The sequence below is a fragment of the Burkholderia sp. 22PA0106 genome (assembly GCF_047497155.1).
Classification (GTDB): Bacteria; Pseudomonadota; Gammaproteobacteria; order Burkholderiales; family Burkholderiaceae; genus Burkholderia.
This window is the reverse complement of the sequence record NZ_CP163163.1, coordinates 3,490,789-3,505,518: the sequence shown is the minus strand read 5'-3', so window position 1 is coordinate 3,505,518 and position 14,730 is coordinate 3,490,789. Positions and strand designations below refer to the sequence as shown.

The following is a 14,730-nucleotide window of genomic DNA, read 5'->3' as shown; positions in this document are numbered from 1 at the left end:
TAATCGGCTCGCTTTAAACGGGATAGCGGCCTGCCGCGCCGCACGGTCCCGTCAAGCACCGCCGCCGCGATCGAGGTCAGATGCCAAGTCCGTCTGATCCGCCGGCCGGCTTCCTCTCGCAACCGCCATACCGGAAATCAAGTGAACGCGATGCTGACCGGAAATATCCTGACACCCGAGGGCTGGCGCCAAGGCACGATCGAATTCGGCAACGGCCGGATCACGTCGCTGACGGGCCGGCCTGTCGATCCGACCACCAACGATGCGCCCTATATCGTGCCGGGCTTCATCGACCTGCACGTGCACGGCGGCGGCGGCGCCGACGTGATGGAAGGCGGCGACGCGATCGAGAAGATCGGCCGGACCCACGCGCGCTTCGGCACCACCAGCCTGCTGGCCACCACCATGACCGCCCCGCGCGACGAACTGATGAACGTCGTCGCGCAACTGGGCGAGCGCGCCCGCAACCGCACGCCGGGCGCGGCCCGCGTGCTCGGCGTGCACCTCGAAGGCCCGTACATCAACCCCGGCAAGCTCGGCGCGCAGCCCGACGCGGCCGTCTCGGCGGCGCTCGACGAAGTGCTGCGCTATCTGTCGATCGCGCCGATCCGCGTGGTCACGCTCGCGCCGGAAATTGCCGGCCACATCGAGATCATCTCGGAGATGGCCGCGCGCGGCGTGCGCGTGCAGCTTGGCCATTCGCTCGCCACCTACGAGGACGGCGTGGCCGCGCTCAAGCACGGCGCCTGCGGCTTCACGCACCTGTTCAACGCGATGTCGCCGCTGCATCACCGCAACCCGGGCCTGGTCGGCGCGGCGCTCGCCCATGCCGAATACGCGGAGATCATCCCCGACCTGCTGCACGTCCACCCGGGCGCGATCCGCGCGGCGCTGCGCGCGATCCCGCGCCTGTACGTCGTCACCGACAGCACCTCGGCCACCGGCATGCCCGACGGCGAATACCGCCTCGGCAGCCAGCACGTCACCAAATGCCTGGGCGGCGTGCGCCTGGCCGACGGAACGCTGGCCGGCAGCACGCTGACGATGGACCAGGCGTTCCGCAATCTCGTCTCGCTCGGGCTGCCGATGGCCGACGTGTCGAACCGCATGTCGCGCTACGCGGCGGACTACCTCGGTCTCGAAGATCGCGGCCGTCTCGCACGCGGTGCATGGGCCGACGTCGCGGTGTTCGACCGCGACCTGAACCTGAGCGCAACCTACGTCGAAGGAGAATCGATTGTCGAATATGCTTGAAGAGGCGCGCCAGGCGTCCGAGGTGGTGGCCACCCAACTGGCCGACCAGTCCGCCGTCGAGGCGCTGGTCGGGCGCCTGCTCGATACGCCGCCGCAAGTCGCGCTGACCGTCGCGCGCGGCAGCTCCGATCACGCGGCCAGCTATTTCGCGAGCCTGACCATGAGCCGCCTCGGCGTGCCGGTCGCATCGCTGCCGATGTCGGTGGCCACGCTCCAGCAGGCGCCGCTGCGCGTGCGCGACCAGCTCGCGATCGCGTTTTCCCAATCGGGCAAGAGCCCCGATCTCGTCAATACGATGGCCGCGCTGCGCGACGCCGGCGCCCGCACGGTGGCCGCCGTCAACGTGCTGCCGTCGCCGCTGGCCGATGCGTGCGAACACGCGCTGCCGGTGGCCGCCGGCCCTGAATTGTCGGTGGCCGCCACCAAGAGCTATATCGCGATGCTGTCGCTGTCGGCGCAGATCGTCGCGCTCTGGCAGCGCGACGCGGCGCTGATGACGGGCCTGCGCGCGTTGCCCGACACGTTGGCCAAGGCCGGCGCGCTCGACTGGAGCGCCGCGGTGGACGAGTTGCGCGACGCCGAACGCATGATCGTGATCGGCCGCGGCCTGGGCCTCGCGATCGCGCAGGAAGCCGCGCTCAAGCTCAAGGAAACCTCGGGCATCCAGGCCGAGGCGTTCTCGAGCGCCGAGGTGCGTCATGGCCCGATGGAGCTGATCGACCGCGACTATCCGCTGCTGGTGTTCGCCCCGCCCGGCCCCGAGCAGGCCGGCCTGCTGACGCTGGCCGCCGACATGCGCGCCCGCGGCGCCCGCGTGCTGCTCGCCGCGCCGCACGGCACGCCCGATGCGACGCTGCCGCTCGAACGCGCGGCCCACGTGGCGCTCGATCCGGTGGCCGCGATTCTGTCCTTCTACGTGATGGCCGCGCAGCTTGCCGTGGCGCGCGGGCGCGACCCCGATGCGCCGCGCCATCTGAACAAAGTTACCGAAACGCATTGAACCGCGAGACGAACGATGAGACGTGCCGAGGAATCCCAGTTGAAAAAGCTATCCCCTGACCAGTTCGTGTTGTTGTCGCCGCTGACCGGGCCGGTCGTGCCGCTTGCCGATGTGCCGGACCCGGTGTTCTCGGGCGGCATGTTCGGCGACGGGATCGGCATCGATCCGCTCGACGGCCGGCTCGTCGCGCCGTGCGAGGGCATCGTCACGCATCTCGCGCGCACGGGGCACGCTGTCACCATCACCACCGTCGAGGGCGCGGAAGTGCTGCTGCACATCGGCATCGACACGGTCGAGCTGAGCGGGCGCGGCTTCACGCCGAAGGTCGAGGCGGGCGCGCGCGTGCGGGCCGGCGACTTGCTGGTCGAGTTCGATCAGGATTTCGTGGCGCAGGCCGCGCCGAGCCTCGTCTCGGTGATCGCCGTGGCGAACGCCGAGGCGTTCGAGATCGTCGAGCGCGCGGGCCGCGGCGTGGTCAAGGCCGGCGAGACGCCGCTGCTGACCTTGCGCGCGAAGTCGACCGAAGTGGCGGCGGCCGCGCGCGACGTGGCCGATGCGATGGAAGCACGCCGTCAGATCACGCTCGCGCATGCGGGCGGCCTGCATGCACGGCCGGCGGCGCGGGCGCGTGAAGCGGCGCGCGGGCTCGATGCGCGCGTGCATGTGCATTTCGGCGAGCGCCGGGCCGCGATCGAAAGCGTGGTCGGCCTGCTCGCGCTCGGCGCGGGCGAGGGCGCCGTGATCGAACTGGTGGGCATCGGCTCGCAGGCGGCGCAGGCTGTCGACGCGATCGCCGAGGAACTGCTGCGCGCCGCGCACGGCGAGGTCGAGGCGCGCCCGGCGCGTCAGGCCTTTCCGGCGCCGAAGATGGCCGCGCGCGCGCCCGGCACGCCGCTCGATCCGAATACGCTGGCCGGCGTGTGCGCCGGGCCCGGTATCGCCGTCGGCCAACTGGTGCGCTGGGACGAAGCCGACCTGACGCCGCCCGAGCGGGCGAGCGGCACGCCGGCCGCCGAAAGCCGCCTGCTCGACAGCGCGCTCGCGGCCATCGACGCCGAACTCGAACACACCGTGCGCAGCGCCTCGCAGCGCGGCGCGGTGGGCGAGGCGGGCATCTTCGCGGTGCATCGCGTGCTGCTGGAGGACCCGGCGCTGATCGACGCCGCCCGCGACCAGATCAGCCTCGGCAAGAGCGCGGGCTTCGCCTGGCGCGAAACGATCCGTGCGCAGATCGCCGTGCTCGGCGGCCTCGACGATCCGTTGCTGGCCGAACGCGCCACCGACCTGCGCGACATCGAGAAGCGCGTGCTGCGCGCGCTCGGCCTGACCGCCGGCACCGCCGCGCGCGAATTGCCCGACGAGGCCGTGCTGGCCGCCGAGGAATTCACGCCATCCGATCTGTCCTCGCTCGATCGCCAGCGCGTGACCGCGCTCGTGATGGCGCGCGGCGGCGCGACCTCGCACGCGGCGATCATCGCGCGCCAGCTCGGCATTCCCGCGCTGGTCGCCGTGGGCGATGCGCTGTTCGCGATTCCCGATCGCACCCAAGTGGTGGTCGACGCCACCGCCGGCCGCCTCGAATATGCGCCCACCGCGCTCGACGTCGAGCGCGCCCGTCTCGAACGCCAGCGCCTGGCCGGCGTGCGCGAGGTGAACCGCCGCCAGTCGGGCGAGGCCGCGAGCACGACCGATGCGCGTCATATCGAGGTGGCCGCCAACATCGCCACGCTCGACGACGCGAAAACGGCCGTCGAGAACGGCGCCGACGCGATCGGCCTGCTGCGCACCGAGCTGATGTTCATCCACCGCCAGACGGCTCCGACCACCGACGAGCATCGCGACAGCTACCAGTCGATCGTCGACGCGCTGCAGGGCCGCACGGCGATCATCCGCACGCTCGACGTCGGCGCGGACAAGGACGTCGATTACCTGACGCTGCCGCCCGAGCCGAACCCGGCGCTGGGCCTGCGCGGCATCCGGCTCGCCCAGGTGCGCCCCGATCTGCTCGACGACCAGTTGCGCGGCCTGCTTGCCGTGCAGCCGCTCGGCGCGGTGCGCATCCTGCTGCCGATGGTGACCGACGCCGTCGAGCTGGTGCGGATTCGCGAGCGTATCGACGGCTTCGCGCGCGCCATGGGCCGCACCGATCCGATCGAGGTGGGCGTGATGATCGAGGTGCCGTCGGCCGCGCTGCTGGCCGACCAGCTCGCGCAGCACGCGGATTTCCTGTCGATCGGCACCAACGATCTGACCCAGTACACGCTGGCGATGGACCGCTGCCAGGCCGATCTGGCCGCGCTCGCCGACGGCTTGCATCCGGCCGTGCTGCGGCTCGTCGATGCGACGGTGCGCGGTGCCGAGAAGCATGGCAAGTGGGTGGGCGTGTGCGGCGCGCTCGGCGGTGACCCGGCCGCGGTGCCGATCCTCGTCGGCCTCGGCGTGACCGAGCTGTCGGTCGATCCGGTCTCGGTGCCGGGCATCAAGGCGCGCGTGCGCGGCCTCGACTACGCGCTGTGCCGCCAGCGCGCCCAGGATCTGTTGTCGCTCAACTCCGCGCAGGCGGTGCGGGCGGCCAGTCGCGAAATCTGGCCTCAGGATTGACGCTTGCCGAAGCCCGATTCGCGCCGTAGTTCCCTTCGCAATACATACATCAACAACGAAAGACGAGATGATTTGGAGGTCTGAATGGACGGGAACCCGTTTCTGAAAATACAGAGCCTGGGCCGGGCGCTGATGCTGCCGATCGCGGTGCTGCCCGTAGCGGGCATCCTGCTGCGGCTCGGGCAGTCGGACGTGCTCAACATCAAGATGATCGCCGACGCCGGCGGCACGGTGTTCGACAACCTGCCGCTGTTGTTCGCGATCGGCGTGGCGGTGGGCTTTGCGCGGGACAACAACGGCGTGGCGGCGCTCGCGGGCGCGATCGGTTACCTGATCGAAACCGCGATCATGAAGGACATCGACCCGAAGCTGAACATGGGCGTGCTGTCGGGCATCATCGCCGGCGTGGTGGCGGGGCTGCTCTACAACCGCTACAAGGACATCAAGCTGCCCGATTACCTCGCGTTCTTCGGGGGCAAGCGCTTCGTGCCGATTGTCACGGGGCTGGCCTGCGTGGTGCTCGGGATCGTGTTCGGCTATATCTGGGGGCCGATCCAGAACGTGATCGACGCCGCCGGCCACTGGCTGACCACGGCCGGCGCGATCGGCGCGTTCGTCTACGGCTTCCTGAACCGGCTGCTGCTGGTCACGGGCCTGCACCACATCATCAACTCGCTGGCCTGGTTCGTGTTCGGCAGCTTCACGCCGCCGGGCGGCGGCGCGGCGGTGACGGGCGACCTGCACCGCTTTTTCGCCGGCGACCCGACCGCAGGCGGCTTCATGGCGGGCTTCTTCCCGATCATGATGTTCGGCCTGCCGGCTGCCTGCCTGGCGATGTTCCATGAAGCGCCGAAGGAGCGTCGCGCGATGGTGGGTGGCCTGCTGTTCTCGATGGCGCTGACCTCGTTCCTGACGGGCGTGACCGAGCCGATCGAATTCAGCTTCATGTTCCTCGCGCCGGTGCTGTACGTGATCCACGCGCTGCTGACGGGCCTGTCGCTCGCGATCTGCCAGTTGCTCGGCGTGAAGCTCGGCTTCACGTTCTCGGCCGGTGCGATCGACTACGTGCTGAACTACGGGCTGTCGACGAAGGGCTGGATTGCGATTCCGCTCGGCGTGGCCTATGCGGTGGCGTACTACGGGCTGTTCCGCTTCTTCATCCGCAAGTTCAACATGGCGACGCCGGGCCGCGAGCCGGCCACGGCCGATGTGCCGGTGGTGGGCGTGCCGGCTGCGGCAGGCGGGGCAACGGGAGTCGCACCGGCTGGCGCGGCGCTTGCGCCGAGCTCGGCGCCGCGTGCGGTGCGCTATATCGCGGCGCTTGGCGGGGCATCCAATTTGTCGGTCGTCGATGCCTGCACGACGCGCCTGCGTCTGTCGGTGGTCGATCCCGAGCAGGTGTCGGAAGCCGGCCTGAAGTCGATCGGCGCGCGCGGCGTGCTCAAGCGTGGCGGCAGCAGCGTGCAGGTGATCATCGGGCCGGAAGCGGACCTGATCGCCGACGAGATCCGCACCGCGATCGCCAATGCAACAGGCGGCGGCGCGGCCGCGGCCGTTGCGCCGACGCCGGCCGTGGTGGCGGCGCCCGCCGCAGCGGCGCCGGCCAGCGAGCCCGGCCCGCTCGACCCCGATCCGATGCGCTGGCTGGCCGTGTTCGGCGGCGCGACCAACGTGCTGTCGCTCGAAACGGTGGCCGCGACGCGGCTGCGCGTGGTGGTGCGCGACCCGTCGGCCGTCGATCGCGAACGTTTGTCGAGCGTCGACGTGGCCTGGGTGTCCACCGATACGTTCCACATCGTCTGTGGTACGGCCGCCTCGCGCTACGCGCAGCAACTGTCGACGCGTCTGCCGTCGCAAGGCACCGGCGGCCCTGCGGTACAGCCGGCCTGAGCGCTTTTTTAGCAGCGTGTCATGACAGAAGGCGCCCTCGGGCGCCTTCTGCGTTTTCACGGCCGCACATCGTTCAAGCGATGCGCGGTCGGCGAGTGAGAGGCACCGCGATCAGCGATCGCCGCCCTTCTCATGCGCCTCGTGGGCTTCGTGCGATTCGAGCCACATCGCATTGATCACGCCGAACGACAGCGCGACGCCGATGCCGAGGATCCAGGTGAAATACCACATGTCGTATCTCCGGTAGAGAGCGTTTCGGTCAGTACATCGAATGGTTGTTGTCCTTGATCACCTGCGTCGTGATCTTGCCGCGCAGCACGCGATAGACCCAGCTCGTGTAAAGCAGGATCAGCGGCAGGAACACGATCACGGCCCCCAGCATCACGCCGAGCGTCAGGTGGCTCGAGGTCGAATCCCAGACGGTCAGGCTGCTGCGCGGATCGAGCGACGACGGCATGATGAACGGGAACATCGAGAAGCCGGCCGTCAGGATCACGCCGATGATCAGCAGGCTGGTGGACATGAACGCCGTTTTCTCGAAGCGCGAGCAGGCGAGCAGGGCGGCCAGCACGCCGCCGAGGAACGCGATGGCCGGCGCGATCGTCATCCACGGGTAGGTGTGATAGTTGGTGAGCCAGAGGCCGTGGCCGGCCGCGACCTGCTTGAGCAGCGGGTTGGCCACGGTATCGAACGGCGCTGCCTGTGTGATCTGATAGCCGCCGATCGACGTGCAGATCAGCGCGCCGGCCAGCGCGAACAACACGATCGCGACGATGGCCGCGATGCGCAGCGCCCGTGCTGCACGGCGCGCGATGATGCCGTCGGTTTTCATGCGGATGAACGCTGCGCCGTGCGCGACCAGCATCGTCAGCGATACCAGCCCGCACAACAGCGCGAACGGGTTCAGCAGCGCCCAGAAGCTGCCCGTGTAGGTCACGCGCAGGTCGCTGTCGAACGAGAACGGCACGCCTTGCAGGAGGTTGCCGAACGCCACGCCGAACACCAGCGCCGGCACGAAGCCGCCGATGAACAGGCCCCAGTCCCAGCCCGCGCGCCAGCGCGGATCGCTGCGCTTGCTGCGGTAATCGAAGCCGACCGGCCGGAAGAACAGCGCGAACAGCACCAGCAGCATCGCGAAGTAGAAGCCCGAGAACGACGCGGCATACACCATCGGCCAGGCCGCGAACATCGCACCGCCGGCCGTGATCAGCCACGTCTGATTGCCTTCCCAGGTCGCGCCGACGGTGTTGATGACGATGCGGCGCTCGTCGTCGGTCTTGCCGAGGAACGGCAGCAACGCGGTGGCGCCCATGTCGAAGCCGTCGGTGAGGGCGAAGCCGATCAGCAGCGTGCCGATCAGCACCCACCAGATCACCTTCAGGGTTGCGTAATCCATGACGATTCCTTGTTCGGTTTCGGTGAGAGGGCGCGCATCAGGCGGCCGGGGCCGTGTGCCGTTGCTCGTGGTGGTAACGGCCGGTGTGCAGCGACGACGGGCCGAGGCGCGCGTACTTGAACATCAACGTGATCTCGATCACGAACAACGCCGTGTAGAACAGGACGAAACCGGCGATGCTCAGGTAGAGGTCGGTGGGCGTCAGGCTCGATGAGGACAGATGCGTCGGCAGGATGCCGGCGATGGTCCACGGCTGGCGCCCGACTTCGGCCACCACCCAGCCGAACTCCGCGGCCAGCCACGGCAGCGGAATCGCCCAGACGGCCCAGCGCAGGAACCAGCGGCGCTGCGGCTTCAGCAGTTCGCGCCGCGCGCAGAACCAGAACGCCAGCACGAAGGTGACGAGCATCATCACGCCGAGCAGCACCATCAGCCGGAACGAGAAGAACACCGGCGCGACGGGCGGGATGGTTTTCTTCGCCGCCTCGGCGATCTGCTGCGGCGTGGCATCTGTGACGTTGCTCGTGAACTGCTTGAGCATCAGCCCGTAGCCGAGGTAGGTTTTGTGCGCGTCGAAGCTGGCGCGCGTGGCCTCGCTGGTGTCGCCGGCCTTCAGCTTCTGCAGGGCAGCGTAGGCGATCATGCCGCTGCGGATGTGATCCTCGCTGCGCTTGATCAGATCATTGAGGCCCACTACCGGTTGATCGATCGAGCGGGTGGCCATCAGCCCGAGCACATAGGGAATGCGGATCGCGTAATCGGTGCGCTGCGTCTGTTGGTTCGGAATCCCGAACAACGTGAGTGCGGCCGGTGCCTGGGTCGTCTCCCATTCCGATTCGATCGCGGCCAGCTTGACCTGCTGCACTTCGCCGGTGGTATAGCCCGATTCGTCGCCGAGCACGATCACGCACAGCGTGGAAGCCAGCCCGAAGCCGGCGGCCACCGCGAACGAGCGCAACGCGAAGGCCGTGTCGCGGCGGCGCAGCAGATACCACGCGGACACGCCCAGCACGAACATCGACGCCGTGACGTAACCGGCCGACACCGTATGCACGAACTTGACCTGCGCGACCGGATTGAACAGCACGTCGGCCAGGCTCGACAGCTCCATGCGCATGGTCTGGTAGTTGAACTGCGCGCCGACCGGGTTGTTCATCCAGCCGTTCGCGACGAGGATCCACAGCGCCGACAGGTTCGAGCCGACCGCCACGAGGAACGTGACCATCAGGTGCTTGACCTTCGACAGCTTGTTCCAGCCGAAGAAGAACAGTCCGACGAACGTGGATTCGAGGAAGAAGGCCATCATCCCTTCGACCGCGAGCGGCACGCCGAAGATGTCGCCGACGTAGTGCGAGTAGTACGACCAGTTCGTGCCGAACTGGAATTCGAGCGTGATGCCGGTGGTCACGCCCATCGCGAAATTGATGCCGAACAGCTTGCCCCAGAACTGCGTCATGTCCTTGTAGACCTGCTTGCCCGTCATGACGTAGACGGTTTCCATGATCACGAGCAGCCAGGACATGCCGAGCGTGAGTGGAACGAACAGGAAATGGTAGAGCGCTGTGATGCCGAACTGCAGTCGTGACAGATCGACGACTTCGCTACTGATCATGGTGGTCTCCCTTGGGGGAATCAGGGGTGGTTGGCCCGAGCAGGCGTGCGGCGACGACGGCCGGCGGCAATTGCATGTGATCCGCCTGCGGGTGATTGAAGAAGGCGTACTTGAGCGCCATCAGAAGAACCAGCTTGATGGCCAGCACGGCCGACAGGTCGCGCACGAGCGTCGGCCCCTTGGCCCAGGCGACGAGGCGTGTGCGCAGCGTGCGCGGGGCATCGCGCGGTGTGGGCTTGGGAGTGAGAAGCAGCGACATGATCGGTTGAGCAGCGCCCTGGATAGGCCGGTTGGGTATCGTTCGTCACGCCGTTTGGCGCACGCGGAAGGACATTAAAATTTTAAAATTGTGCGCTGCGATAATTGCGATTTAATCTGCGGCGGACGGTCGCGAAATGGCGATTTGTATTTGATGTGCCGCAAGGCTTGCTCTGAATCGCGAATCTGATTCGAAACAATCCTATGGAATGCCAAATATTTCTAGTTATAGGATGGCACCCGACGAGCGTCAGGAAAAACGGAGCGGGGATGGCGGCGCTGTCGTGCAGCCCAAAACAAAAAACCCGCTGTCTTGCGACAGCGGGCTCGATCAAACGAGGCCGGGCAGCGTGCCTTGGGCGTTACGCGTATTCGGCGAGTGCGGCGCGCATTTTCTTCATTGCGCTGGCTTCGATCTGGCGGATGCGTTCGGCCGACACGCCGAACTCGGCGGCGAGATCGTGCAGCGTCGAGCCGCCCGAACCGTCGTCGTCAACATGGAGCCAGCGCGCCTCGATGATGCGGCGGCTGCGCGCGTCGAGCGATTCGAGCGCTTCCGAGATGCCATCCGTCTGCAGACGGTCGCGCTGGCGCGCGGCGATCACGGCCGTCGGTTCGTTATGCGAATCGGCCAGATAGGCGATCGGGGCGAACGATTCCTCGCCGTCGTCCACCTGCCCTTCGAGCGCGATGTCGCCGCCCGACAGACGCGTTTCCATCTCGGCCACTTCTTCGCGCTTGACGTTCAGCTCTTGCGCGAGGCCTTCGATTTCCTCGGGCGTCATCGCCTGCAAGCCCTTCTTGTGGCTGCGCAGGTTGAAGAACAGCTTGCGTTGCGCCTTGGTCGTGGCGACCTTCACCATGCGCCAGTTGCGCAGGATGTACTCGTGGATCTCGGCCTTGATCCAGTGGATCGCGTACGAAACGAGGCGGACGTTCTGAGTCGGATCGAAGCGCTTCACGGCCTTCATCAGGCCGATGTTGCCTTCCTGGATCAGGTCGCCGTGCGGCAGCCCGTAGCCCAGATAGTTGCGCGCGATCGACACGACCAGCCGCAGGTGCGACAGCACCAGCCGGCGAGCCGAATCGAGGTTGTTCTGGTCACGGAATTCCGTGGCGTATTGACGCTCTTCTTCGAGCGTCAGCATCGGAATCCGGTTGGCCGCCTGGATATAGGCGTCGATATTGCCGAGTTGGCCCGGCAGCATCGATTGGGACGCGAGCGCCAGCGAACCTGCCGATGAGGCTTTCGCAGGCGCCGAGCCAAAAATATTCGGAAGGGTCAGAGCGTTGCTCACTTAAACTCCTTTGGAATCAGGGACATTCCCCGTTACTAGGCGATTCCACCAAGCTCATCTTAGCACTCTCGCCAAGTGAGTGCTAAACACTTAGAGGCGACAGGGCCATTCGAGTTCCGGGATGTCTATCAAAAAATCCATATTGATAGTACACCGTTCCTGTCAGGGTTGCTGCTGATTCAAATTGGCGATGATTCATGGAACTTTTGGGATGTAATTTTGATTCTTGTTATTTTTGAAGAAAATTATTTCGAAGGACGATGCCGATAAGAAATCCCCTTTACCCTAAGATGCACTTCGTTTTTTGAGTCGGCGGCGTGATGCGTTGCCGATGCTCCATTCAACCCCGGAATCTGGAGTGGCGAATGCAGAACAAGAAGAACAGTCCCGGAACGGGACGATGGCTGCCAAGCGTGGCGCTGGCAGTCGTACTGGCGGGTGGTTCGACCTCGGCCATGGCCGACCGCTGGGGTGTCCAACTGGGAGGCGGCATCGCCGATCACGACATGAAGAAGGTCGATCTTGGCGTGGTGTGGGACCCGGGCTGGTCGTGGTGGCAGGTCGGCGATTGGCACTTCACCTTCGTGGCCGAAGGCCATGTGTCCTACTGGCATTACGGCGGCGATCACACCGTGCACGGCAACATCGGCGAATTCGGCTTCACGCCGGTGGTCCGCTTCATCAAACGCACTGGCTACGTGCGGCCGTTCATCGAGGGTGGTGTGGGCGTGCGGCTGCTGACTCATCCGACGATTGCCACCGATTACACGATGTCGTCGGCGTTCCAGTTCGCCGACATGGTGGGCGTCGGTGCGCAGTTCGGCTCCCGTCAGCAATACCTGGCAGGCTTCCGTTTCCAGCACGAATCAAACGCCAGTATCAAAGAACCGAATCCTGGTATAAATTTCAGCCAAATCTACTTGCAGTACAACTTCTGAGTGGCATGCGCCACGGGCGCGAGGCCGGGGAGTGCGGCGATGGTGGAGCAGCAGATGGAGGCGATCCGGACGCTCGAGCGCGACCGGTTTCGAGCGATGGTCGACGGCGACGGCGAGGCGCTCGACGTCCTGCTGTCGGACAACGTCTATTACGTGCACACCAACGGCAAGCGCGAGTCGAAACAGCAGTTCATCGACGCGATCCTGGCCGGACGCCGCCGCTATCGCCAGATCGAGGTGCAGTCGCAGGAGGTGATGCCGGTGGGCGGCGACGCGTTCGTCGTGACCGGGCGGGTGATCGTGGAGCTCGAGGCGAACAACGGCGGGATCGTGTTTCCGATCGCCTACACCTCGCTGCAGGCCCGGGAAAGCGGCCAATGGCGCTTGCTCGCCTGGCACGCAACGCGCTGCGCAACCGAAACCTAGATCCCGCCGTTCGCGGGTGACGCGGATGCTCGTCGCATCCCTGCGGTTTCATCGAGGCGGCCTGTCGGGCCGCCTTTCCATTCCTGCCTGCCGGGGATCGCCCGGCCTGCATGTCGGTTGCGCATTGCGTGCCGACCGTGTGCGGCCGGTCGGCCTGCCGTATTCGGGGCGCGAGTCGGCCCGTGAAATCAGGCCGCGGCGCGGTGATCCGAGCAGTGCCAGTCGGAGCGGTTGATCGCGCTGGCCACCGCGTCGATCGCCGCGACCACCGGCTCCTCGTGCGCGCCTACGCCGTAGCGCATGGCGGCATCGCCCATCCTGATGCCGACGAACACGGCCGTGCGCCCGTCGGCAGCGCGTACCGTCTCGACCGAAGCCACTTCGATCGCGGCGCCCGCCGCGCCGGCGAAGGCGGCCGCGGCATGGGCCACCACCGCTTCGGCCGTCGCGTCGCTCGCGATCGGGCCGCCGGCCGCAATCTCGTGCCGCTCCCAGCTCATCGTGCCGCCGACGCGCGCGGCCGGCCCGGTGGTTTCGAAATATTCGCGATGGAACAGCGCGCAGATCGCGTCGCCGGTCACTTCCTCGCCGGACTGGTCGGCCACCGTCTGCACGGCGTGGCTGAATTCGATCTGCACGCGGCGCGGCGGCGTGAAGCCCATGCCGCGTTCGAGCAGGTAGGTGGCGCCGCCCTTGCCGGACTGGCTGTTGACGCGGATCACGGCGTCGTAGCTGCGGCCGAGATCGGCCGGGTCGATCGGCAAGTACGGCACTTCCCAGATTGCGTCGGGTTGCTGCTGCGCGAAGCCCTTGCGGATCGCGTCCTGGTGCGAGCCCGAGAAGGCAGTGAACACGAGGTCGCCGGCATACGGATGGCGCGGATGCACCGGCAACTGGTTGCAGCGCTCGACCACGCGGCGCACCGCGTCGATATCGGAGAAGTCGAGGCCCGGGTCGATGCCTTGCGTGTAGAGGTTCAGCGCGAGCGTGACGAGGTCGACATTGCCGGTGCGCTCGCCGTTGCCGAACAGGCAGCCCTCGATGCGATCCGCGCCGGCCAGCAAGGCCAATTCGGCGGCGGCAACGGCCGTGCCGCGGTCGTTGTGGGGATGCACCGACAACACGATGCTGTCGCGGTAGCCGAGGTTGCGGTCCATCCATTCGATCTGGTCGGCGAACACGTTCGGCGTGGCGGCCTCGACGGTGGCCGGGAGGTTCACGATCATCTTGTGATCGCGCGTCGGCCGCCAGGTTTGCGCGACGGCGTCGCACACTTCGCGCACGAAGGTCAGCTCGGTCATGCTGAAGGTTTCGGGGGAATACTGGTAGGTCCAGTGCGTGCCGGGGCGGGCCTGCGCCTGTTCCTTGATCATGCGCGTGCCGTTCACGGCGAGCGCCTTGACGTCGTCCTTCGACAAGCCGAACACGATCTTGCGGAACGACGGGGAGGTGGCGTTGTAGAGATGGACGATCGCGCGCTGCACGCCGTCGAGCGCCTCGAACGTGCGAACGATCAGATCCTCGCGAGACTGCACCAGCACCTCGATCGTCACGTCGTCCGGAATCCGCTTCTCGTCGATGAGCTTGCGCACGAAGTCGTAATCCGTCTGCGAGGCCGACGGGAACCCCACTTCGATCTCCTTGAACCCGATCGCCACCAGCATCTCGAAGAATTCGAGCTTCTGTTCGATGCTCATCGGCTCGATCAGCGATTGGTTGCCGTCGCGCAGATCGGTGCTCATCCAGATCGGCGCACGTTCGATCGTGCGGCTCGGCCACTTGCGGCCGTTCAGGCGGACGGGTTCGAACGGGCGGTATTTGTCTGCGGGATTGCGCTTCATCTTGGCCTCAAGGCGATTCAGTCGCGAGCGAAGAGGGGCGGCAACGGATTCGGTGACGCTGCCTGCGCACGGGTACGCGAGGTCGCGTGACGGTGCGGCGGATCTTCGCGGCCATTCGACGGATGGACGAACGACGGCTGACGACTACAGGGTTAGGTACGGCGAGAAGGTGCTGCGAGAACTGCTCAGGGGGGACCGTGCGGGATGCACGGCGCT

The 14,730-nt window shown here is 66.6% G+C and carries 12 protein-coding genes; 6 read left to right on the top strand and 6 right to left on the bottom strand.

What is annotated here, in order from left to right; translation table 11 throughout:
• Positions 1-150 precede the first annotated feature (150 nt).
• The 4 genes from nagA (at position 151) to nagE (ending at position 6,745) form a co-directional block, all read left to right on the top strand.
• Positions 151-1,254, top strand: coding sequence for an N-acetylglucosamine-6-phosphate deacetylase (nagA, locus tag AB4850_RS30565; protein ID WP_414445663.1), 1,104 nt, complete (start codon positions 151-153; stop codon positions 1,252-1,254).
• Positions 1,247-2,254 carry an SIS domain-containing protein gene (locus AB4850_RS30560; RefSeq protein WP_414445662.1) on the top strand — a complete coding sequence of 336 codons (1,008 nt, stop codon included), beginning with the start codon at positions 1,247-1,249 and terminating at the stop codon, positions 2,252-2,254. The genes nagA and AB4850_RS30560 overlap by 8 nt, the downstream gene beginning before the upstream one ends.
• A gap of 15 nt (positions 2,255-2,269) precedes the next feature.
• The gene (gene ptsP / locus AB4850_RS30555; protein WP_414443138.1) at positions 2,270-4,855 is read left to right on the top strand and encodes a phosphoenolpyruvate--protein phosphotransferase; all 2,586 of its coding nucleotides are present in this window, start codon (positions 2,270-2,272) and stop codon (positions 4,853-4,855) included.
• A gap of 84 nt (positions 4,856-4,939) precedes the next feature.
• On the top strand, positions 4,940-6,745 hold the full coding sequence (gene nagE / locus AB4850_RS30550) for an N-acetylglucosamine-specific PTS transporter subunit IIBC (protein WP_414443137.1): 1,806 nt from the start codon (positions 4,940-4,942) through the stop codon (positions 6,743-6,745).
• Between the two features lie 111 nt (positions 6,746-6,856).
• Here the strand turns inward: nagE and cydX are convergent, their stop codons facing one another.
• The 5 genes from cydX to rpoH all read right to left on the bottom strand — a co-directional run bounded on the left by cydX (position 6,857) and on the right by rpoH (position 11,309).
• Positions 6,857-6,976, bottom strand: a complete 120-nt coding sequence (gene cydX / locus AB4850_RS30545) for a cytochrome bd-I oxidase subunit CydX (RefSeq protein WP_414443136.1) — start codon at positions 6,974-6,976, stop codon at positions 6,857-6,859.
• Between the two features lie 28 nt (positions 6,977-7,004).
• On the bottom strand, positions 7,005-8,141 hold the full coding sequence (gene cydB, locus AB4850_RS30540) for a cytochrome d ubiquinol oxidase subunit II (RefSeq protein ID WP_414443135.1): 1,137 nt from the start codon (positions 8,139-8,141) through the stop codon (positions 7,005-7,007).
• A 37-nt stretch (positions 8,142-8,178) separates the two neighbouring features.
• A complete protein-coding gene (locus tag AB4850_RS30535; protein WP_414443134.1) occupies positions 8,179-9,753 on the bottom strand; it encodes a cytochrome ubiquinol oxidase subunit I in 1,575 nt (524 codons plus the stop codon).
• Positions 9,743-10,012, bottom strand: a complete 270-nt coding sequence (gene cydP, locus AB4850_RS30530; RefSeq protein WP_414443133.1) for a cytochrome oxidase putative small subunit CydP — start codon at positions 10,010-10,012, stop codon at positions 9,743-9,745. Before cydP ends, AB4850_RS30535 begins: the two co-directional genes overlap by 11 nt.
• Before the next feature lie 361 nt (positions 10,013-10,373).
• The gene (gene rpoH, locus AB4850_RS30525) at positions 10,374-11,309 is read right to left on the bottom strand and encodes an RNA polymerase sigma factor RpoH (protein ID WP_414443132.1); all 936 of its coding nucleotides are present in this window, start codon (positions 11,307-11,309) and stop codon (positions 10,374-10,376) included.
• Positions 11,310-11,674: 365 nt separating this feature from the next.
• Between rpoH and AB4850_RS30520 the strand changes: the two genes are divergently transcribed.
• Both AB4850_RS30520 and AB4850_RS30515 read left to right on the top strand, forming a co-directional pair.
• Positions 11,675-12,247, top strand: a complete 573-nt coding sequence (locus AB4850_RS30520; protein ID WP_414443131.1) for an acyloxyacyl hydrolase — start codon at positions 11,675-11,677, stop codon at positions 12,245-12,247.
• Positions 12,248-12,286: 39 nt separating this feature from the next.
• Entirely contained in the window at positions 12,287-12,673 is a 387-nt protein-coding gene (locus AB4850_RS30515; RefSeq protein WP_414443130.1) for a nuclear transport factor 2 family protein, read from the top strand.
• Positions 12,674-12,861: 188 nt separating this feature from the next.
• Here AB4850_RS30515 and leuA read toward each other — a convergent pair whose 3' ends face one another.
• Complete coding sequence (gene leuA, locus AB4850_RS30510) at positions 12,862-14,514, bottom strand: 2-isopropylmalate synthase (protein WP_414443129.1); 1,653 nt, start codon at positions 14,512-14,514, stop codon at positions 12,862-12,864.
• Positions 14,515-14,730 lie beyond the last annotated feature (216 nt).